The organism is Streptomyces hokutonensis (genome assembly GCF_000376565.1).
In the GTDB taxonomy this organism is placed as follows: Bacteria; Actinomycetota; Actinomycetes; order Streptomycetales; family Streptomycetaceae; genus Streptomyces; species Streptomyces hokutonensis.
On sequence record NZ_BARG01000014.1, the window covers coordinates 220,516 to 240,303 of the forward strand.

Sequence of the window (19,788 nt, forward strand, 5' to 3'; positions counted from 1 at the left end):
GGCCGATGAGCGACGACGTCCTGTCGGTAGTCCCGACCGACCCCCACTGGCAGCCCGGGCGGGAGGCCGGCGAGCGCGCAGCAGCCCTGGTGACCCGGCTGTCCTCGCGCCACCAGGCCGCTGCGGACGCCCTGGACGCCGACGACGATCCGCAGATCGACGTCGACTGGTACGCGATCCCGACCGTCGTGGACTGCGGAGGCAACCTGGAACGCATCGGCTGTCCCCACTGCAGCGCGTCGATCGACAGGGAGTGGTACGCCGACCTGGTCGAGCACCACCCCGACGGCTTCCCGACCCTCGCCGTGACCGCCCCCTGCTGCTCCGCCGCCACCTCTCTGGACGCTCTCGAGTACGACTGGCCCTGCGGCTTCGCCCGCTTCGAGATCGCCGTCTGGAACCCGGGACGCCTCATCTGGTTCGGTGACGACGAGCTGTCGGCCGTCGCTGAAGCCCTCGGGCACCCTGTGCGGCAGATCCGCGCCCACATCTGAATATCCACAGAACGCGGCCGACCGCCGCCCGAACTCGGCCGAAGTCCGAAAAACTGTCCGAAGCATGGTTGAGCGGGTCCCCCTTTTCGTACGTATGGTCTGTTGAGGGGTCAACGGCGGGCGAGAGGCGGCTAAGGGCGATGACTCACGGCACTCGAATGGATACGCAAACCCCGTACCTCGACGGCGACCGGAGCTGGCGCGACACCGCCACCCGGTACGCCCTTCTCCCACTGCGCGTCTTCCTGGGCGTCACCTTCATCTACGCGGGCCTGGACAAACTCACCGACAGCGCCTTCATGAAGGCCTCCGGCGCCGGGTCGGTCGGCGAGACGATGCGCGCGGTGCGCGACTCGTCCGCCATCCCGGCCCTGGTCGACCTGTCCCTGAAGAGCCCCGTCGGCTTCGGCTACGCCATCGCCTTCGGTGAACTCGCCGTCGGCATCGGCACGTTGATCGGCCTGCTGGCCCGCATCGCCGCACTCGGCGGCGCGCTGATCTCCCTCAGCCTGTGGCTGACCATCAGCTGGCAGTCCGACCCGTACTACTACGGCAACGACCTCGCCTACCTGATGGCCTGGCTGCCCCTCGTCCTCGCCGGCGCCTCCGTGTTCTCCCTGGACTCGGCACTACGGGCGAGGCGAAGGCAACGGACGGGTGGCTACCGGTAGTCAGCCGTCAGCCCGATATCTCAGGACCGGGGTCGGCCGTGCTCGTACGGCCGGCCCTGCGTCGTCTGCGGATCGCCCCGTTGACGCCTGCCACCACGCCGGCCAGCACCAGGCCGGCGACGACCAGGGGGATCGCCGCGAACCACTTGGTCACCCACAGCCCGCCCGCGTCCCCCGCGTAGGCAACGCCCGCGGCGACGAGGAAGAGACCGACGACCAGCTTCCCCGGCTGGAACTCATGACGCAGCACGGCTGACCTCCGCCTGTCCGACGTCGACCCGGAGGTCCAGGTCCAGCGTGCCGGTGCTCTTCACGCCCGTCTCCGGGGTCAGAGTGACCTGCTTGTGCCTGCCCGGTTCCACGTCCACGTCCTCCTTGTCGTCACCGGGCAACTGGATGTCCCCGACGCCCACGTCCACACTCAGCCTCACCGTCACGTCCGACGGCACGATCACCTTCAACTGCCCGATGCCCACCTGGGCGTACGTCGCCACCGTCTGTCCCTTCGTCAGCCGCAGCCGGGTCAGGTCGAGTGTGCCCACCCCGTTCCCCAGGTCGTAGTGCGGTTGCACCTGGGCCACCGCCGCGGGCTGCCAGGTGAGGCGTTCCCAGTGGGTGGTGAGGTCCTTGGGCAGGGCCGCCGAGGCGGCGAGCAGGCCGGCCGTGACGATCGCGAGGAACACCGAGCCCGCCCCCGTACGCCCCAGGAAGGAGCTGACCGCTATCCCCAGGCCGAACACGACGAGCGCGCAGGCCAGGCCCATCTGCAGGCTGGTGCCCAGCGCCTGGTCGTCCCATCGCGCGGCGGTGCCGAGGGCACCCGCGAACAGGGCCAGCAGGAAGACCCAGCCGCCGATCCAGCGCGGACCGCGCGGCTTCGGGGCGGGCGGGCGCGGGGGCCGCAGATCCTGGGGCCAGTGCGGGTACGAAGGGCCGAGGCTGATATGGACCGCGTCCGTGATGTCGCGGGTGCGGGAGTCGCCGGGGCCCCAGAGATAGCCGGTGCCACCGACGTGGGTGCCGTCCTTGACGATCGGGTCGCGCCACCAGGAGGGGTAGGCGGCGGGCACCGGCGGTGCCTGGGCCTCCGGCGGGGCGTCGGCGACGGCCTGCGCGGCCAGCGGGTCGGGGTCGGGGGCGCCGCGCTGCTTCGACCAGTACCCCGCGCCCGCCAGCAGGAGGGAGAGGACGACGGCGAAGGTGAGCACGCTGCCGTTGCTCAGCATCGACAGGAACACACCGCAGCCGACCAGCGCGAACAGCACGGCCGCCAGGGCCTGGCCGTCGACGCGGCCGGTGAAGAGCTTGCGGACCTCGTTCTCCTCCTCGTCGTCGTAAGGGACGAAGAGCCAGGCGAAGCCGTAGAAGATGAGGCCGATGCCGCCCGTCGCCGAGAGCACCGCGAGCGTGATGCGGAAGATCACCGGGTCCATGTCGCACTGCCGCCCGAGCCCCGCGCACACGCCCGCGAGCACCTTGGTCCGCCGGTCCCGCCGGAACCGGTGCGGAGGCGCGGCCGTGATCGTGTCGCCGGGCGCGGCGCCCGGCGACGCGGCGCCCGGCGAGGACGCGGCACCCGCGGCGGGCACGGCGTCCTGCGGCCCGCCGCCCGCTGCCGGGCCGGGGCCGGAGCCGGGTCCCTGACCCGTCGCGGCGTGCTCGTGATCTGTCATGCGTCCATGCTGCCCGCCGCGAGGCGCCGATGGCAGTCGGGACGACCCTGGCCGAACCCTGAAATCCGCCCTGACAGGGACCGGGGGAGTGTTCGACCGCGACCCCGACACCCGCTCCGACACCGCGAAAGGCCCCTGAGCCATGGCATTTCCGAAGATCAGGGGAGTCTCCGGGGCCGACCCTGATGCCCTGGGCGGCGGGGCGTGTGAACATCGGTGGCATGCCGGAAGCCGCAGCATTGCCAGTCGAGGACCCGCGGCCGCCGCGCAAGCTCTACCGCAGCAGCGACGGACGCTGGCTCGGCGGAGTGGCGCGGGGGCTCGCCGGGCATCTCGGCCTGCCGGTGATCTGGGTGCGGCTGGTGTTCGTGGGCCTGTTCCTCGCGGACGGACTCGGCGCGCTGCTGTACGCCTCGTTCTGGTTCTTCGTGCCGCTCGGCGTCGGCGGCGTCGCCGGTCAGCGGCCCCCGTCGCTCGTCTCCACCGAGACCTCGCCGGACGGCCGCCGCAGACTCGTCGCCCGCAAGCCGGACAAGGGCCAGATCGTCGCCCTGCTCCTCATGGTCGTCGTGGCGCTGGTCTTCGTCGGCAATGTGAATCTGGGTGACGGCGCCAAGGCCTATCTCTTCCCGGTCGTCCTCGTCGGCGCGGGCGTGGCTCTCGTCTGGCGTCAGGCGGACAACGCCCGCCGCGCCCGCTGGGCCGAGGTCGGCGGCCGGCGCCGTACGCTCAGCCTGCTGCGCGCGGGCGGCGGCGTCCTGCTGGTCACCGCCGGCGCCACCGCGATCTTCGTGCTGCAGGGCTCCGCCGCCCACCTCGGCTCGGTGCTCCAGGCCGCCCTCGCCGTCCTCGTCGGCATCACCCTGCTCGCCGGCCCGTACCTCGTGCGGATGACCCAGGACCTCTCCGAGGAGCGCCTGATGCGCATCCGCGCCCAGGAACGCGCCGAGGTCGCCGCCCATGTCCACGACTCCGTCCTGCACACCCTGACCCTGATCCAGCGCAACGCCGAGAGTCCGAACGAGGTGCGCCGCCTGGCCCGCGCCCAGGAGCGCGATCTGCGCGCCTGGCTCTACAAACCGGAGGGCACCGGCAAGGACGAGGCCGACGAACCCGACACCCTCGCCGAGGCGGTACGGCGCAGCGCCGCCGAGGTCGAGGACAAGCACGGCGTCCCCATCGAGGTCGTCATCGTCGGGGACTGTCCGCTCGACGAGAGAATCGGTGCCCAGATGCAGGCCGCGCGCGAGGCGATGGTGAACGCGGCCAAGTACGGTGGCGAGGGCGGCGCCGTGCAGGTCTACGCCGAGGTGGAGGGGAAGAAGGTCTTCGTGTCCGTCCGCGACCGCGGACCGGGCTTCGACCTGGACTCGATACCCGCCGACCGCATGGGCGTCAGAGAATCGATCATCGGCCGTATGGAGCGACACGGCGGTACGGCACGGCTGCGCGCGGTGCCGGACGGCGGTACCGAGGTCGAGCTGGAGATGGAGAGGGCGGAGAAGACGTCATGAGCGACGCGACCGAGACGAACGAGCCTCTGGAGCCGACCGGCGGGAGCGCGGGCGGGCGGCACGTGCGCGTGGTCCTCGTCGACGACCACCGCATGTTCCGTACGGGGGTCCAGGCGGAGATCGGCCGGACCGAGGAGACGGGCGTCGAGGTGGTCGGCGAGGCCGCGGACGTCGACCAGGCGGTCACGGTCATCACCGCGACCCGCCCCGAAGTGGTCCTCCTCGACGTCCATCTGCCGGGCGGCGGCGGGGTCGAAGTCCTGCGCCGCTGCGCCCCGTTGATGAGCGACGCCGAGCAGCCCGTCCGCTTCCTCGCGCTGTCCGTGTCGGACGCGGCGGAGGACGTGATCGGGGTGATCCGCGGCGGTGCGCGCGGCTACGTCACCAAGACGATCACCGGCACGGACCTCGTCAACTCCGTCTTCCGGGTCCAGGAGGGCGACGCGGTCTTCTCGCCCCGCCTGGCCGGCTTCGTCCTCGACGCCTTCGCGTCGACCGACGCCCCGCCGGTCGACGAGGACCTCGACCGCCTCACCCAGCGCGAGCGCGAGGTCCTGCGCCTGATCGCCCGCGGCTACGCCTACAAGGAGATCGCCAAGCAGCTGTTCATCTCGGTGAAGACGGTCGAGTCCCATGTCTCGGCGGTGCTGCGCAAGCTCCAGCTGTCGAACCGGCACGAGCTGACCCGATGGGCCACGGCACGCCGACTGGTGTGACCCGTAAGGGAGTTCACCTGGGGGAGCATCGGGCGCGGCCGGGGCCGGCGGGGGCCGTCACACCACCCGCGTCGCCCCCGCGAACGGCATCTGGTCGATCGGCGCCAGCCGCACCGGAGCGCTCGGGTTCGGGGCGTGGATCATCTGGCCGTCGCCGACGTAGATGCCGACGTGGCTGATGCCCGAGTAGAAGAACACCAGGTCGCCGGGGCGCAGTTCGTCCCGGGAGACCCGCTGGCCGGCGTTGATCTGGGCGTAGGTCGTGCGGGGCAGCGAGACTCCGGCGGAGTTGTAGGCGGCCTGGACGAGGCCCGAGCAGTCGAAGGCGTTGGGGCCGGTCGCGCCCCAGACGTAGGGGCTGCCGAGCTTCTGGTAGGCGTAGGAAACGGCCGCCGCCGCACGGGAGTTGGGGGCGTCGGCCGAGGCCGCGGAGGAGCCGGGCGCGTGCAGCCCGTCCCGTGCCGTGGTCGCCGACCGGGACGCGCGACCCGAGGTGCCGGCGGTCTGCTCGACCTGGGACCGCTGCTGCGGCGGCAGCGCGGACAGCAGCCGCCGCGCCTGGTCCAGCTTGCCGTTGATCGTCTTCTTCTGCCTGCCGAGCTCCGCCTGCCGCGACTTCAGCGAGGTCAGCTCGATGTGCGCGGCGCCGCGCAACTGCTCGATCTCCCGCAGCTGTTGCCGTACGAGAGCGACGGCCGCCGTCTGGCGGTGGCCCACCCGGTCGGCGAACTCGGCGCCGTCCAGATACTGTTCGGGGTCGTCCGAGAGCATGAGCTGCACCGCGGGGTCGATGCCGCCGCTGCGGTACTGGGCCGCCGCGACGTAACCCAGGTCGTCCCGCGCGGAGTTGAGCTTCTCCGTCTTGCGCGCCGCCTCGTCCCGCAGGGTGTTGAGCTGCTTCTCGGCCGCGTCCGCCTTCTCCTTCGCGCCGTCGTACTTCTCGGTGGCGACCTCCGCCTCCTGGTACAGCTTGTCCACCTTGGCCTTGACCTGTGCCGGTGTCAGCTGTGGCTCGGCGTGCGAGGTCCCGTCGAAGCCGGTCGCCGTCGCCGCGCCCGCGAGGGCGATCGTGGCGGCGGTGCGGGCCGTATGGCCGCTGAGCGAGCGCTGTCGGGGCTTGCGGTGCGCTGCCACGTGGACTGCACGTCCTTTCGTACGACCGCCGGGGGAGCGGGCGGTTTGCGCGTCCGGCGGCGGCCCGCACAGGGGGAGCGCGCCGCCGCCGGACCTTCTCGGCGGTGGTGTCCGACGGCCGCCCCTGGTCCGGGCGGCGGTGGGGAGCCGGTCACCTGGTGGAGGACGCTAAACCTGAAGATGTCGGCCCGGTAACGCATGTACGGAAATGACGTGAGGTGATCGTCCATTGACGTCAAGTGACTGTGATTCCGGTCCGGGGCCACCGCCTTCACGCGGCGCGCTGACCGATGCGGCGGTTCCCGCGCGGGGGCAGGTGACGCGGTGCTATGGGCCGCATATATGCAAGGTCCGGTGAGCGACAGGGCGGCCCGGTGTCGGCCGGTCCCGAGCCCCTGCATAGGCTCCGGACCCATGGACGTACTCATCCATCTCTTCGTCGGCCTGCACATCATCGGCATCGCCGCGCTGCTCGGCGGTTTCCTCACCCAGATGAAGGCGATGGGCCAGGGCACGGCCCGCTTCGTCCCCGGCATGCTGCACGGCGCGCTGACCATGCTGGTCACCGGCGCGATCCTGGTCGGCCTCAACCAGGCCGACGATCAGCACGTCAACAACATCAAGATCGGCATCAAGCTCGCGCTGCTGGTCGTGATCCTGGGACTCGTCTATGTGAAGCGGGACGAGGAGACGGTCGACAAGAACCAGTTCGCGCTGGTCGGCGGCCTCACCATGGTCAACATCTTCATCGCGGTCCTGTGGACGTGACCCCGGACGTGCCGGCGAGATAGAACCGTACCGTCCCCGCGGCCACCACCAGCCAGGCCGCCACCGCGATCCACAGCACCACCTGCCCGGGCGTCCTGAGCCACGAGACGTCCACGGCGGTGCCCACGGACAGGGTGGTCGCCGCGGTCATCCCGAGCGGGAACACCGTCGACCAGCGGCGCACGTCGTAGCGAAGTCTGGGCCAGACGATCTCGGCGGCGAGCAGGACCACGCACCAGGCCACGTCCAGCACCAGCAGCGCCACGGTCACGGCCCGCAGGACGCCCCGGTCGTCGGAGTTCCACAGATACAGGCGGGCGCTGTCGGCGGCGATCAGCTTCGACCCGGCCAGCGCCGAGACGGCCAGCGCGCCGCCGACGATCCAGTGGTCACCGGCCCCGACGATCACCTGCCGCCACTCGAAACGGGCCAGCGCGAACCCGTAGAGGACCAGCCCGAACCAGAACAGCACCAGCGCCGTGTGCGCGAGCCAGGCCACCGACTCGGCCGCCGCGATCGTGGCCCCCAGCAGGGCCAGCGACTGCGTGGCCACACAGCCGAGGAACACCGTCCCGGGCATGCGCCCGTGCCAGTTCCCCAGGACCCGCACCAGCAGCCCCGGCCACAGCACCACGGCCAGCGCGAGCAGCGCCTCGGCCACGGTCTGCCAGCCGGCCATCGAGAATCGCGTTCCGAGTACGGCGGTCGCGGCGACGGCGGTCAGCGCACCGGGGGTTCCCGCCTCGCTGAGCCACCTCCGCCGGTCCCGCAGCAGCCGTACGGCGAAGTCCGCGGCCAGTCCCAGCCAGAAGGCGCAGGCCAGTGCGAAGGCGATACCGGACAGCACCTCGTAGCCGGTGAGATGCAGGCCGACCGAGACGATGCCGGTCGCCATGACGACGGCCCCGGCCGCCGGCGGACGCTGCGCCCACCAGGCGCGGAAGCGGGAGGTACCGGTACCGGACATGGGTCCGATGCTAGGGAGCCGCCCCGGTGCCGACAGGGGGCCACGCGCGCGTGGACCTCAAAAACACCTGCACGCGTGTGTGGCCGTCAAAAACAGCCGCACGCGCGCGTGCCCACGGATTCCGCTCAGGCCGGCCGCACCACGCTGTGGATGGCCGACGTGCCCCCGTAGTGGATCGATTCCTCGCGGACGCAGGTGCCGGGCTTCGGGGCGTGGATCATCATGCCGTCGCCCACGTAGACACCGACGTGGCTGACGTCGTCGTGGAAGAAGACCAGGTCGCCGGGTTGCGCGTCGGCCAGGGGGACCGTCGTGCCGGCGTTGGCCTGGGCGGTGGTCGCGCGCGGGAGGGTGACTCCGGCGGCCTTCCAGGCGGCCTGGGCGAGGCCCGAGCAGTCGTACGAGCCAGGGCCCGCGGCTCCCACGACGTACGGCTTGCCGACCTGGGCGCGGGCGAAGACGACGGCCTGCCGAGCGAGTGCCGCTGCCGCCTCTTGGCGCTGCTGCCGTGCGGCCGACTGCGACAACAGCGCGCGTGCGGTGGAGAGTTTCTTCTGGACGGCGGCCTTGGCCGTCCTCGGGTCGCTCTGCGTCCCGTCAGGGGCCTGGAGACGCTTCCCCGTTGCGGTGGACCGCTCCGTGAGGTGTGCGGCGACCGCGTCCTTGCGGCGGGCGGCCAGCCGGCTCATCAACTGGGCCTGCTCGTAGTGGTCGTGCGGGGTGGCGGTGAAGGAACTCGGCCTTTTCCGCAGGGAGTTGATCTTCGGCGTGCGCCTGGCCGCGTCGGTCCTCTCGGTCGCCGAATCCGCCCGCCGGTAGAGGTCGTCGATCTTCTTCTCGACCTCTCCGAGACGCGGATCGCCGTCGGCGGCGGGGGTCCATATGCCTGCGATGCGCGAGCCGGCGGAACGCGGCTTGCGGTGCGACGACGCCAAGGGGGCGACTCCTTCCGAAGTCGGGGGGGCGGGAAGCTTGATCGAACGCTAACCAACTTGTGTGGCTTGTGTGAAGGTCGATGGCTGATATGCCCGATACGTTTGTGTGAACTCGGTCATGAGTGGGTCTGGTCGTCGCTGATCGCTATCGACCGGTTCTGGACCGTGATTTTTCCCCAGTTCTCGGGGTGGCGGCCGGTTGTCAGTGGGGCGCCCTAAACTCGGAGGGCGATGAGCAGCCTCTTTGACGACAGCTTCCTGGCGGATCTCAAGGCCCCTCGGGCCCACGAGGAAGAGCCCCCGCCACCGCCCGAGGACGAGCACGGACCGGAGCCGGTTCCGGACGACCTGTTCGGCGGGAAGTTCGACGTGCCCGCGAGCAGGGACGCCTACTACCGGGACGGCGCCCCGCGCCCGGCGGTGGACCCGGCAGCCCTCCTGGACGGGCTGAACGAGAACCAGCGCGCGGCCGTCGTCCACTCCGGCACCCCGCTGCTCATCGTGGCCGGCGCGGGCTCCGGCAAGACCCGCGTGCTCACCCACCGCATCGCCCACCTCCTCGGCGAGCGCCATGTGCACCCGGGCCAGATCCTCGCGATCACCTTCACCAACAAGGCCGCGGGCGAGATGAAGGAGCGCGTCGAACAGCTCGTCGGCCCGCGCGCCAACGCGATGTGGGTGATGACCTTCCACAGCGCCTGCGTCCGCATCCTGCGCCGCGAGTCCAAGAAGCTCGGCTTCACCTCCTCGTTCTCGATCTACGACGCCGCCGACTCCAAGCGCCTGATGGCCCTGGTCTGCCGCGACCTGGACCTCGATCCCAAGCGCTACCCGCCGAAGTCGTTCAGCGCCCAGATCTCCAACCTGAAGAACGAGTTGGTCGACGAGGAGGACTTCGCCGCCCGCGCGGCCGACGGTTTCGAGAAGACCCTCGCCCAGGCCTACGCCATGTACCAGTCGCGGCTGCGCGAGGCCAACGCCCTCGACTTCGACGACCTGATCATGACGACGGTCAACCTGCTGCGCGCCTTCCCGGACGTCGCCGAGCACTACCGCCGCCGCTTCCGCCACGTGATGGTCGACGAGTACCAGGACACCAACCACGCGCAGTACGCGCTCGTACGGGAACTCGTCGGCACCGGCACGCACGACGAGGACGTACCGCCGGGCGAACACGACCTGCCACCCGCCGAGTTGTGCGTCGTGGGCGACGCCGACCAGTCGATCTACGCCTTCCGGGGCGCGACGATCCGCAACATCCTCCAGTTCGAGGAGGACTACCCGAACGCGACGACGATCCTCCTGGAGCAGAACTACCGCTCCACCCAGACGATCCTCTCCGCCGCCAACGCGGTCATCGAGCGCAACGAGTCCCGCCGCCCCAAGAACCTGTGGACCAACGCGGGCGCGGGCGCGCAGATCACCGGCTATGTCGCCGACACCGAGCACGACGAGGCGCAGTTCGTCGCCGAGGAGATAGACCGTCTCACCGACGCGGGCGAGGCCAAGGCCGGAGACGTCGCCGTCTTCTACCGGACGAACGCCCAGTCCCGTGTCTTCGAAGAGATCTTCATCCGCGTCGGCCTGCCCTACAAGGTCGTCGGCGGCGTCCGCTTCTACGAGCGCAAGGAGGTCCGGGACGTCCTGGCCTACCTCCGCGTCCTGGCCAACCCGGAGGACACGGTCCCGCTGCGCCGCATCCTCAACGTCCCCAAGCGCGGCATCGGCGAGCGCGCCGAGGCGATGATCGACGCCCTCTCACAGCGCGAGAAGATCAGCTTCCCGCAGGCCTTGAAGCGCGTCGACGAGGCCTACGGCATGGCCGCGCGGTCGACGAACGCGGTCAAGAAGTTCAACACGCTGATGGAGGACCTCCGTACGATCGTCGAGTCCGGCGCCGGACCGGCGACGGTCCTGGAGGCGATCCTCGAACGCACCGGCTATCTCGCCGAGTTGCAGGCCTCCACCGACCCGCAGGACGAGACCCGCATCGAGAACCTCCAGGAACTCGCCGCCGTGGCCCTGGAGTTCGAACAGGAAAACAGTGCGGAGGACGGCGAGAGCGAGACGCCCGTCGGGCTCGCCGCCTTCCTGGAGCGGGTGGCCCTGGTCGCCGACTCGGACCAGATCCCCGACGAGGACGAGGACGGCTCCGGAGTCATCACCCTGATGACCCTGCACACCGCCAAGGGACTCGAGTTCCCGGTCGTCTTCCTCACCGGCATGGAGGACGGCGTCTTCCCGCACATGCGCGCCCTCGGCCAGACCAAGGAACTGGAGGAGGAGCGGCGCCTCGCCTACGTCGGCATCACCCGCGCGCGGGAACGCCTTTACCTCACCCGCTCGTCGCTGCGCAGCGCCTGGGGACAGCCGTCGTACAACCCGCCCTCCCGCTTCCTGGAGGAGATCCCGGCGGCACATGTGGAGTGGAAGCGGACCGGCGCCATGGCGGCCCCGCCGTCCACGGGCCCGGCCTCGGGCATCGCGGCCTCGCTGTCCTCGACCCGCTCGCGTTCCTCGGCCTCGGGCGCCTCGGGCTTCGCCACCCGCAGGGCCTCGGAGAAGCCGGTCGTGTCCCTGGCCGTCGGCGACCGGGTCACCCACGACCAGTTCGGCCTCGGGACGGTCGTCGGCGTGAACGGCACGGGGGCGAACGCGGAGGCGACGGTCGACTTCGGAGAAGCAAAGCCGAAGCGGCTGCTGCTGCGGTACGCGCCGGTGGAAAAGCTGTAGGGGGAGCGGGAGTTACGTCGGGTCGAGCCCGTGGCTGCGAAGCCACGGGAGCGGGTCGATCGCCGCGCCGCCTGCCGGGCGCACCTCGAAGTGCAGGTGCGGGCCGGTGGAGTTGCCGGAGTTCCCGGAGTACGCGATCGGGTCGCCGGCCTTCACCGTCGTCCCCGAAGGGACGCGATAGCTGGAGAGGTGGCAGTACCAGGTCTGCGTGCCGTCCTTCTCCGTGAGGATCAGCATGTTGCCGTAGGCGCTGTTCCACTTCGTGCTGACGACGCCGTCGGTCGCGGCCATCACCGTCGTGCCGTACGAGACGGGGAAGTCGATGCCTGTGTGCACGGACATCCAGTTGACGCCGGCCTGGCCGAAGTAGGCGCTGAGGCCCTTCTGCGTCACCGGCAGCACGTACTTGGGGCGCAGCCGCTCCTTGCGGGCCGCCTCCGCCGCCGCCTTCTTCTTCTCGGCCTCCTGCTGGGCCTTGAGGTCGATACGTTCCTGCGTACGGCTGGCCCGGTCGGCGAAGTCGTCGGCGCCGGCCGAGAGGCTCTTGATCTGTGCGTCCAGCTTGTTGTTCGCGACGGACGGCTTCACCGAGGTCGCGTCGGAGGCGGACGCCGTCGAGTCGCTGCCGCCGGTCAGCGTGCCGACGGACGCGGCGGCGATCCCCGCGACCCCCATCACACACGCGGACGGCACGGCGATCGTCATCAGCGCGGACCGCTTCGGAGGCGTGCGGCGCCGCGAACGGCTCCCGTTGCGGCCCGCGGCCCGCGAGGCGGTCGCCGGGGCCGGGGTGAACTCCTCCTGGTCCTCGAGGAGTTCGGGCTGCGACTCGGTCCCGTCCCGGTCCTGCCCGGCCTCGTCGAGGGCCGGCATCTCACCGGTGGCCGTCAACTCGCCGCCGTCCGGGGCGAGTTCGTCGTACGACTCCTCGTGCGTCCCGTCGTACGACGGCTGCTCGAAGGCGGTGGTCGCGTCGGCGGGGGTGCCGTCGGCGTTCCACTGCGTGGCGTCGTAGGCGCCCGTGTCGAAGGCCTGCGTGCCCCATTCCCAGTGCTGGGTCTGGTCGGCGGGGGCGGCGGAATGGGCCGACTGGTCGGGCTGGAGCCAGGCGTTGGCGTCCCACTGGCCGCTGTGGTCGGGGCCGCCGGCCTGCGGCGGGATGGCGGACAGCTGCTGGTAGTCGGCCGACCAGGCGGTGGTCTCGTACGCGCCCGTGTCGTTGTAGGCGGCGTGGTGCTGGGCCGCGTACGGGTCGTAGTTCAGGGTGTGTTGACCGCCCGTGGACCAGGCCGAGGAGTCGTACGCGCCGGTGGCGTGCGAGCCGGTGTCGTGGCTCTGCATGTCGCCGAAGAGCGGGTCGGTGGCGAAGCTCGAGGTGGCGTGGCCGCTGTCCGCGCCGGGGTGAAAACCCGTGGCGGAGTGGTCGCCGTACGTGGTGAAGTCACCGTACTGAGCGTCCTGCCCGCCGTACGACGCGTACTGCGCCGAGGTGGCATCGGAAGCCGGGGCCGGGGTGGTCATGATCCCCGACGGGTGACGGTCGTTCACCAACTTCTCTTTCGCCTCGACAACAGGGGCTGCCAGAGCAGTGCGGCGACTGTACCCGGCGGTACGCGGGCCCGACAATCTTCCTCTGGTTTCGCGTCCGCCGGAAACGGGCATTCGGCCGTGTTTCGGGGGACGGCGGGCACGGGTTTGGCCTTGCGTTCGAATAGCGTTCGAGGCTGGTGGCTGTTCAGCCGCTGTAGGCGCCCTGTGCGGACGCTTCGAAGAGCATGGAAATGCTTCCCGTGCCGGAGGCCGGGCGCGTTGACTGCGGTCGACGGCATTCGACGTGGGGAGAGCGTCATGAGGGTGTGGAAACGCGCGGGGATCGCTGTCGTGCTCGCCGCGGCGACGGTCGGCCTCGTGGGCCCGGCGGCATCGGCCGCCCCCGCGCCGTGGGATATCAGCCGCGCGCACCGGCCCGCGCCGACGCACGCGACGGTGTTCCCGGCTGCGGAGTCGGGCACCGTCAGTGTTCGGTGCGGGAATCCTTGCTACCAGTAGGAGTCGCGCGCCCCTGAAGCGCGGTGCCGGTCAGGCCACCGTCAGGCCGCTCCGGCGAGTGGCGGCCGGGGCCTCCGGCCGTGGCGTGTCGAGGGCCTGGCGGATGCCCGACGCGACGGCCGGGTGTACCGGCAGTGCGAGATGGCCGATGCCGCTGACCTGCACGTTCTGTGCGATCAGGTCGGGGTGGTCGATGCGGGCGGTCTCCAGGGGCTCCATCAGGTGGTCGAGATCGCTCCAGAAGCTGACGAAATGCGTGCGGCAGCCGGGGGCGGGCAGGCCCAGTTCCTCGATCACCGCCGAGCCGGGCCGCATCTGGCGGACGATCGGATGGGCGTTGGCCAGCGGGACCACGGCGGTGCCGGAGTGCGGGGTCCCGAGCGTCACCAGCGTGCGGACCCGCAGGTCACCGCCGAGCCGCTGCACGTAGTAGCGGGCGATCAGCCCGCCCAGACTGTGCCCGACGATGTCCACCTGCTCACTGCCCGTGCGCTCGCAGATCTCCTCGATGTGCCGGCCGAGCAGCTCGGCCGCCGTGCGGATGTCGCAGGTCAGCGGCGAGTAGTTGAGCGATTCGACCGGGCGGCGGCCGTGCTGGGCCAGGGCCCGGCGCAGCAGCACGAACACCGAGCGGTTGTCGATGAACCCGTGCAACAGCACCACCGGGGGTTTCGCCTCGGTCGGCAGCGGTGCCGCGTCCTCCGGGGAGGGGGCCGGAGGAAGCGGCAGCCTGCGTTCCTGGGTGATGCCGGACGGATAGAGGAGCAGATGGCCCGCGAGGATCGCGATCTCGAGGGCCGTCGCTTTCAGGAGGGTCATGGAGAGCCCCGCCAGCCTGCTGGGCAGAAGACGCTGACAGAGGGGGAGAAAGGGCTGCACCGCCCTGGTGACCTTCATGGCCGACCTCCTGTCGGCACACGGAACGACAGCTCCGTCCCCCGTGTGCCCTCGTGGGAGGCCACCTCGAGGACCACCGACGGAGCGCGAGGGGTACGCGCGGGGCGGGCGTGGCGCACCTGCCCTGCGTGCCCTTCGTGCCTGCGCCGATGCGCCGCACCACCACGGCGCGCGGCCTGCGGCGCGGTGGTGCGACGACCTCGTTGCGGCTCCCGTTGCGCTTGTTCCCGCTGGAACGCTGCGCGGTGAACGTGTCCCATCGTGTGATTTCCCCCTCGGTATCCACCGCGAAACTGCCGGTTGCGGGATGCTGGAGATAACGTTCGTTCACTCCCCGCGCCGGAGCGGGTGCCGCGGTACCCGTCGGTAGGGATGAACGCAGTCGCTTCATGGAGGCAGTGATGGGTGTGGCAGCCGGTCCGATCCGCGTGGTGGTGGCCAAGCCGGGGCTCGACGGCCATGACCGCGGGGCCAAGGTGATCGCGCGGGCGCTGCGCGACGCCGGTATGGAGGTCATCTACACCGGCCTCCACCAGACCCCCGAGCAGATCGTCGACACCGCGATCCAGGAGGACGCCGACGCGATCGGCCTCTCCATCCTCTCCGGCGCCCACAACACGCTCTTCGCCGCCGTGATCGACCTGCTGAAGCAGCGCGAGGCGGAGGACATCCTCGTCTTCGGCGGCGGGATCATCCCCGAGGCGGACATCGCCCCCCTCAAGGAGAAGGGTGTCGCGGAGATCTTCACTCCCGGGGCGACCACGCAGTCCATCGTCGACTGGGTGCGGGAGAACGTGCGGCAACCGGCCGGGGCGTAGGGCCTGCGGCGAGCGGGGGTTCGCGTCTCGGCGCCGGTCATTTCTCTGGCCCGAGTCTCTACGGCCCCTCCAACTCCCGTGCCATCGCCGCCCGCAACCGCAACGTCGTCACCAGCCGCTGGAACGCCTCCGCCCAATAACCCCCCGCTCCCGGCGCCGCGTCCTCCGACTCGTCCGGCACCGCCAGCAACCCGTCGAGCCGGCTCGCCTCGGCCGGATCGAGACAGCGCTCGGCGAGCCCCATCACCCCACTGAAACTCCATGGGTAACTCCCCGCGTCCCGCGCGATGTTGAGCGCGTCCACCACGGCCCGTCCCAGCGGCGCGGCCCACGGCACCGCGCACACCCCGAGCAGCTGAAACGCCTCGGACAGCCCCTGCGCCGCGATGAACCCGGCCACCCACTCGGCCCGTTCGCCCCCGCCCAGCGTGCTGAGCAGCTTCGCCCGCTCGGCCAGCGACACCGCCCCCGGCCCACCCGCCTCGGGCGCCGACGGGGACCCGAGCAACGCCCGGGACCATTCCGCGTTCCGCTGCCGTACCGCCGCCCGGCACCACGCGGCGTGCAGTTCGCTCCGCCAGTCGTCCGCCACCGCGAGCGCCACGATCTCCCGGGGCGTACGGCCGCCCAGCCGCCGCTCCCAGGTCCCGAGCGGTGTCGCCTCCACCAACTGGCCCAGCCACCACGACCGTTCACCGCGCCCCGCCGGAGCCTTGGCGACCACACCGTCCCGCTCCATGCCCGGGTCGCACTCGTGCGGAGCCTCCACGACCAGGCCGGGTGCCTCGCCCGTACGGTCCACCGCCACACAGGCCGCGGCCCGGACCGCCATCCGCGCGGCGAGCGCCGAGTCCGGGAGCGCCGACAGCAACTCCGCAGCCGTGGCCCGGACATTGCGGCTCCGGTCGGCCAACGCCTGCTCCAGGAAGGGCTCGTCCTCGGCCGTGAGCCCCGTCCGCAGCGAGTCGAGGAACATCAGCCGGTCCTCCGCCCGCTCCGTCGCCCATGTGGTGACGAGCAACTCCCGTGCGACCACCGGCCGTTGAGCGCGTATCGCCGCCAGCAGGGCAACCCGCTCGGCGAACAGCCCCTCCTGCCACAGCTGTTGGACCTGGCCCGGGTCGTCGAGGTCCGGCAGGGCCGTCCCGCCGCCCGGGGTGGCGCGCAGGGCGAACCGCCAGTCCGGATTCAGCCGGGCCAGCCACAACGCGCGCGGGCCCGCGAACTCCAGCGCCGCCGGCCGCAGATCCGTACGCCCCCGGGCCGCGTCCAGCAGCGCGGGCAGCACCTGGACGGGCGCGCCGAAACCGCGCGCGTTGGCCGCCGCGAGCCACTGGGGCAGCAGCTCCATGAGATCGGGCGAAGTGCCCCGGCGTCCCCCGCCGCCCGTACCCGGACGGTCGGTCAGCAGCATCACCAGTCGGCGGGCCGCCGGCGCGGGCAGCGCCGGACGCGTGTCGGGCACGGCCGGCTCCGGCCGTTCGGCCGCCCGCGCCGGACGGAGCCCCGCCCGCCGCCGTACGGTCTCCACGGCCGCCGCGTCCAGCAGCGCCACGGGGGCGTCCTGGCCCGGCGCGCACCACGGAGGCGTACGGCGGTCCGTGCCGAGGAGCGCCGTGGTGACGAGGTCCTCCCAGTCGCCCGGGGCGGAGGTGCTGTTCATGCGGTGCCTTTCCGTCGGGTGGGTGGGTGCGCTCAGCACGGCGACACCGGTGAGTTGGTGGATGCGCTCAGCACAGGGACACCGGCTCTCCGGTCGCGTCCGGCCAGGCCGTCAGCGGGGTGAAGCCCCGGTGGCCCAGCTCGCCGAAGACCTTGACCGGGGCGCCGCCGGAGAGCGCGACGAGCCGCCACAGGCCGGGCCGGGAGCGGGCGGTGGGGGTGAGGGGGAGCGCCGACTCCGTGTCGGCGTCCGCCAGTTGCCAGGAATCGCCGTCCGGGATCGGTACGACGCGGTCCAGGGTCACCGGGACCGCGTCCAGCCACGGGTCGTCCCGCAGCGCCTCCCCGTAGCGGACGGCGGCCTGTTCCGTCGTCACGCCCGGCGGCCGTGCCGTCGTCGGCCCGGGTGGCGCGAACTGCTCGCCCAGGGCCGCCCGGAGCTGCCCGGCACCGGGGAAAGCGGACACCTCCGCCTCCAGTGCCAGCCCGACCGGCAGCGCGAGCTCCGGGGCGCGGCCCGCCGCGCCGTAGGAGAGGAGCAGGCTCGTGCGGTCCGAGGCCGTGCCGTGCAGCCATATGCGGCGCGTCGTCAGCTTCGAGTCCGCCGTGTCGTACTGGGCCAGGACCAGCCAACTGTCGCGCAGCGGCGGGCCGTCCGCCGAACCGGGCAGGCCGATACGGGAACGGACCGTCGCCGCCAGACCGTCGGGCAGCCGCTCGCGGCGCAGCCAGGCCCGGTCGAGGAGGTGGAGCAGCGCGCACTCCTCCAGCAGCCGTACCGGCCAGCCGGGTCCCGAGGACGGTATCGCCCCCAACTCCCTTGCCCGCGCGGCCAGTCCGGGCGCCTGCGCGTCGACCATGCGGGCCGCGGTCTCCTCCCACACCCCGTACCCCGCCTGCTCCGCCGAGGCCAGCCCGGTGCGCAGCAGGTCCGTCAGCCGCTGCTCCAACTCGCCCGCGCCCGCGGTGATGCGCTCGGCCCGCCGCTCCGCCCTGCGCCGCGCCGCCTCCGGATCAGCGGCGGCCGGGGAACCGGACGCGTCCGCCGCCCGTTTCTCCTCCGTCCGCTTCCGCCGCCCCGCCAGCCACTGCTCGGCCCAGTCCGGCGCCTGCCCCGCCGGCACCGCGTCGTCCTCGCCCGCCCACAACAGCAGCAGTCCCAGCGCGTGTTTGCACGGGAACTTGCGGCTCGGACAACTGCACTTGTACGCCGGACCCGCGGTGTCCGCGATGTCGACGACCGTCTGATACGGCTTGCTGCCGCTGCCCTTGCACAGCCCCCACACCGTCCCCTCGTCAGAACTCCCCGCCTCGGACCACGGCCCCGCCGCCCCGAGCTTGCTTCCCGCCTTGCGTGACGCTGCGTCAGGCGCCAGTGCCAGCACCTGGTCAGCCGTCCAGCGCACCCCCTGCTGAGTCATGACATCGAAGGTAGATCCCGGCACTGACAATCGGCCTGCGGGCGGTTCGGCGGATGGCTCCGCCAACGCATTTCCGCAGGTCAGAACGGATTGTCAGTGGCGTGGTGCACGGTGGACACCAGATCTGAACCGGCCGAGCTGGAGGGGGCCTCAGCCATGACTGTGTCCGCAGAACCCATCAACGCGCAGGCGAGTGAGAAGCAGACGGCCGAGCCGCCGGAGGCACTGCGTCCGCACGCCGAGGACGCCTTCGCCGACGAGCTCGCGGCGCTCGCCGCACAGGACGACCGGCCGCGCCCGGTCCGCTGGAAGATGTCGCCGTGGGCGGTCGCCACCTATCTCCTCGGCGGCATCCTGCCGGACGGCACGGTGATCACGCCCAAGTACGTCGGCCCGCGCCGCATCGTCGAGGTCGCCGTCACCACACTCGCCACCGACCGCGCCCTGCTCCTGCTCGGCGTGCCCGGCACCGCCAAGACCTGGGTCTCCGAACACCTCGCGGCGGCGGTCAGCGGCGACTCGACGCTGCTCGTCCAGGGCACCGCAGGCACCCCGGAGGAGGCGATCCGCTACGGGTGGAACTACGCGCAGCTGCTCGCCAACGGCCCGAGCCGCGACGCCCTGGTGCCCAGCCCCGTCATGCGGGCCATGGCGGAGGGGATGACGGCACGGGTCGAGGAACTGACCCGGATCCCCGCCGACGTACAGGACTCGCTGATCACGATCCTGTCGGAGAAGACGCTGCCCATACCGGAGTTGGGGCAGGAGGTGCAGGCCGTCCGCGGCTTCAACCTGATCGCCACGGCGAACGACCGCGACCGCGGCGTCAACGACCTCTCCAGTGCACTGCGCCGCCGTTTCAACACGGTGGTGCTGCCGTTGCCGGAGAGCGCGGACGCCGAGGTCGACATCGTCGCCCGCCGCGTCGACCAGATCGGCCGCTCGCTCGACCTGCCGGCGGTGCCCGAGGGGGTCGACGAGATCCGCCGGGTGGTGACCGTCTTCCGTGAGCTGCGCGACGGGATCACGGCGGACGGGCGGACGAAGCTGAAGTCCCCCAGCGGCACGCTGTCGACGGCCGAGGCGATCTCCGTCGTCACCAACGGCCTTGCCCTGGCAGCCCACTTCGGCGACGGGCTGCTGCGGCCGAGCGATGTCGCCGCGGGCATCCTCGGCGCCGTCGTCCGCGACCCGGCGGCCGACCGGGTCATCTGGCAGGAGTACCTGGAAGCGGTCGTCCGGGAGCGCGACGGCTGGAAGGACTTCTACCGGGCCTGCCGGGAGGTGAGCGCGTGAGCGCGGCCGGGGTGACCGTCGACGAGGACTCCACGTGGAG

Annotated in this window: 17 protein-coding genes; 8 read left to right on the top strand and 9 right to left on the bottom strand. The window is 71.6% G+C overall.

Translation table 11 applies throughout. The features are described from left to right. Positions 1-5: 5 nt before the first annotated feature. Together SSP08S_RS06625 and SSP08S_RS06630 are read left to right on the top strand one after the other, a co-directional pair. Positions 6-494, top strand: a complete 489-nt coding sequence (locus SSP08S_RS06625; RefSeq protein WP_019066788.1) for a hypothetical protein — start codon at positions 6-8, stop codon at positions 492-494. Between the two features lie 140 nt (positions 495-634). Then, positions 635-1,165, top strand: coding sequence for a DoxX family protein (locus SSP08S_RS06630; protein WP_026178244.1), 531 nt, complete (start codon positions 635-637; stop codon positions 1,163-1,165). A gap of 7 nt (positions 1,166-1,172) precedes the next feature. On the opposite strand, the gene SSP08S_RS06635 is transcribed toward SSP08S_RS06630, so the two are convergent. Beyond that, positions 1,173-1,415, bottom strand: a complete 243-nt coding sequence (locus tag SSP08S_RS06635) for a hypothetical protein (RefSeq protein WP_019066790.1) — start codon at positions 1,413-1,415, stop codon at positions 1,173-1,175. After that, positions 1,402-2,838, bottom strand: a complete 1,437-nt coding sequence (locus SSP08S_RS06640) for a PspC domain-containing protein (protein WP_019066791.1) — start codon at positions 2,836-2,838, stop codon at positions 1,402-1,404. Before SSP08S_RS06640 ends, SSP08S_RS06635 begins: the two co-directional genes overlap by 14 nt. A gap of 185 nt (positions 2,839-3,023) precedes the next feature. On the opposite strand from SSP08S_RS06640, the gene SSP08S_RS06645 reads away from it, so the two are divergent. Both SSP08S_RS06645 and SSP08S_RS06650 read left to right on the top strand, forming a co-directional pair. Then, a complete protein-coding gene (locus tag SSP08S_RS06645) occupies positions 3,024-4,352 on the top strand; it encodes an ATP-binding protein (RefSeq protein WP_174479370.1) in 1,329 nt (442 codons plus the stop codon). Continuing rightward, a complete protein-coding gene (locus tag SSP08S_RS06650) occupies positions 4,349-5,068 on the top strand; it encodes a LuxR C-terminal-related transcriptional regulator (RefSeq protein WP_019066793.1) in 720 nt (239 codons plus the stop codon). The genes SSP08S_RS06645 and SSP08S_RS06650 overlap by 4 nt, the downstream gene beginning before the upstream one ends. A gap of 57 nt (positions 5,069-5,125) precedes the next feature. Here the strand turns inward: SSP08S_RS06650 and SSP08S_RS06655 are convergent, their stop codons facing one another. Continuing rightward, entirely contained in the window at positions 5,126-6,202 is a 1,077-nt protein-coding gene (locus SSP08S_RS06655) for a C40 family peptidase (protein ID WP_019066794.1), read from the bottom strand. A gap of 414 nt (positions 6,203-6,616) precedes the next feature. Between SSP08S_RS06655 and SSP08S_RS06660 the strand changes: the two genes are divergently transcribed. Next, positions 6,617-6,970 carry a hypothetical protein gene (locus SSP08S_RS06660; protein ID WP_019066795.1) on the top strand — a complete coding sequence of 118 codons (354 nt, stop codon included), beginning with the start codon at positions 6,617-6,619 and terminating at the stop codon, positions 6,968-6,970. On the opposite strand, the gene SSP08S_RS06665 is transcribed toward SSP08S_RS06660, so the two are convergent. Further along, the gene (locus SSP08S_RS06665; protein WP_019066796.1) at positions 6,948-7,937 is read right to left on the bottom strand and encodes a tellurite resistance/C4-dicarboxylate transporter family protein; all 990 of its coding nucleotides are present in this window, start codon (positions 7,935-7,937) and stop codon (positions 6,948-6,950) included. The genes SSP08S_RS06660 and SSP08S_RS06665 overlap by 23 nt on opposite strands. 125 nt (positions 7,938-8,062) lie before the next feature. After that, positions 8,063-8,872, bottom strand: a complete 810-nt coding sequence (locus SSP08S_RS06670) for a C40 family peptidase (RefSeq protein WP_019066797.1) — start codon at positions 8,870-8,872, stop codon at positions 8,063-8,065. A 231-nt stretch (positions 8,873-9,103) separates the two neighbouring features. On the opposite strand from SSP08S_RS06670, the gene pcrA reads away from it, so the two are divergent. Continuing rightward, positions 9,104-11,605, top strand: coding sequence for a DNA helicase PcrA (gene pcrA, locus SSP08S_RS06675; RefSeq protein ID WP_019066798.1), 2,502 nt, complete (start codon positions 9,104-9,106; stop codon positions 11,603-11,605). A 12-nt stretch (positions 11,606-11,617) separates the two neighbouring features. Here the strand turns inward: pcrA and SSP08S_RS06680 are convergent, their stop codons facing one another. After that, positions 11,618-13,126, bottom strand: a complete 1,509-nt coding sequence (locus SSP08S_RS06680) for a M23 family metallopeptidase (RefSeq protein ID WP_043259293.1) — start codon at positions 13,124-13,126, stop codon at positions 11,618-11,620. Between the two features lie 558 nt (positions 13,127-13,684). Beyond that, a complete protein-coding gene (locus SSP08S_RS06690; RefSeq protein ID WP_019066801.1) occupies positions 13,685-14,551 on the bottom strand; it encodes an esterase/lipase family protein in 867 nt (288 codons plus the stop codon). Positions 14,552-14,952: 401 nt separating this feature from the next. Here SSP08S_RS06690 and icmB point away from each other — a divergent pair, with 401 nt between their 5' ends. Then, complete coding sequence (icmB, locus tag SSP08S_RS06695) at positions 14,953-15,369, top strand: coenzyme B12-dependent isobutyryl CoA mutase small subunit (protein ID WP_019066802.1); 417 nt, start codon at positions 14,953-14,955, stop codon at positions 15,367-15,369. A gap of 58 nt (positions 15,370-15,427) precedes the next feature. On the opposite strand, the gene SSP08S_RS06700 is transcribed toward icmB, so the two are convergent. Beyond that, positions 15,428-17,032: a DUF5691 domain-containing protein gene (locus tag SSP08S_RS06700; RefSeq protein ID WP_019066803.1), complete on the bottom strand. Its 1,605-nt coding sequence runs from the start codon at positions 17,030-17,032 to the stop codon at positions 15,428-15,430. 67 nt (positions 17,033-17,099) lie between these two features. Beyond that, a complete protein-coding gene (locus tag SSP08S_RS06705) occupies positions 17,100-18,452 on the bottom strand; it encodes an SWIM zinc finger family protein (protein ID WP_043259281.1) in 1,353 nt (450 codons plus the stop codon). 156 nt (positions 18,453-18,608) lie between these two features. Here SSP08S_RS06705 and SSP08S_RS06710 point away from each other — a divergent pair, with 156 nt between their 5' ends. Continuing rightward, on the top strand, positions 18,609-19,748 hold the full coding sequence (locus tag SSP08S_RS06710; RefSeq protein WP_019066805.1) for an ATP-binding protein: 1,140 nt from the start codon (positions 18,609-18,611) through the stop codon (positions 19,746-19,748). Positions 19,749-19,788: the final 40 nt, after the last annotated feature.

Coding starts and splice junctions, on each gene's coding strand:
- icmB (WP_019066802.1), top strand. CDS start 14,953: ATGGGTGTGGCAGCCGGTCCGATCCGCGTGGTGGTGGCCAAGCCGGGG.
- SSP08S_RS06645 (WP_174479370.1), top strand. CDS start 3,024: ATGCCCTGGGCGGCGGGGCGTGTGAACATCGGTGGCATGCCGGAAGCC.
- pcrA (WP_019066798.1), top strand. CDS start 9,104: ATGAGCAGCCTCTTTGACGACAGCTTCCTGGCGGATCTCAAGGCCCCT.
- SSP08S_RS06705 (WP_043259281.1), bottom strand. CDS start 18,452: ATGACTCAGCAGGGGGTGCGCTGGACGGCTGACCAGGTGCTGGCACTG.
- SSP08S_RS06625 (WP_019066788.1), top strand. CDS start 6: ATGAGCGACGACGTCCTGTCGGTAGTCCCGACCGACCCCCACTGGCAG.
- SSP08S_RS06660 (WP_019066795.1), top strand. CDS start 6,617: ATGGACGTACTCATCCATCTCTTCGTCGGCCTGCACATCATCGGCATC.
- SSP08S_RS06665 (WP_019066796.1), bottom strand. CDS start 7,937: ATGTCCGGTACCGGTACCTCCCGCTTCCGCGCCTGGTGGGCGCAGCGT.
- SSP08S_RS06640 (WP_019066791.1), bottom strand. CDS start 2,838: ATGACAGATCACGAGCACGCCGCGACGGGTCAGGGACCCGGCTCCGGC.
- SSP08S_RS06630 (WP_026178244.1), top strand. CDS start 635: ATGACTCACGGCACTCGAATGGATACGCAAACCCCGTACCTCGACGGC.
- SSP08S_RS06680 (WP_043259293.1), bottom strand. CDS start 13,126: ATGACCACCCCGGCCCCGGCTTCCGATGCCACCTCGGCGCAGTACGCG.
- SSP08S_RS06690 (WP_019066801.1), bottom strand. CDS start 14,551: ATGAAGGTCACCAGGGCGGTGCAGCCCTTTCTCCCCCTCTGTCAGCGT.
- SSP08S_RS06700 (WP_019066803.1), bottom strand. CDS start 17,032: ATGAACAGCACCTCCGCCCCGGGCGACTGGGAGGACCTCGTCACCACG.
- SSP08S_RS06710 (WP_019066805.1), top strand. CDS start 18,609: ATGACTGTGTCCGCAGAACCCATCAACGCGCAGGCGAGTGAGAAGCAG.
- SSP08S_RS06650 (WP_019066793.1), top strand. CDS start 4,349: ATGAGCGACGCGACCGAGACGAACGAGCCTCTGGAGCCGACCGGCGGG.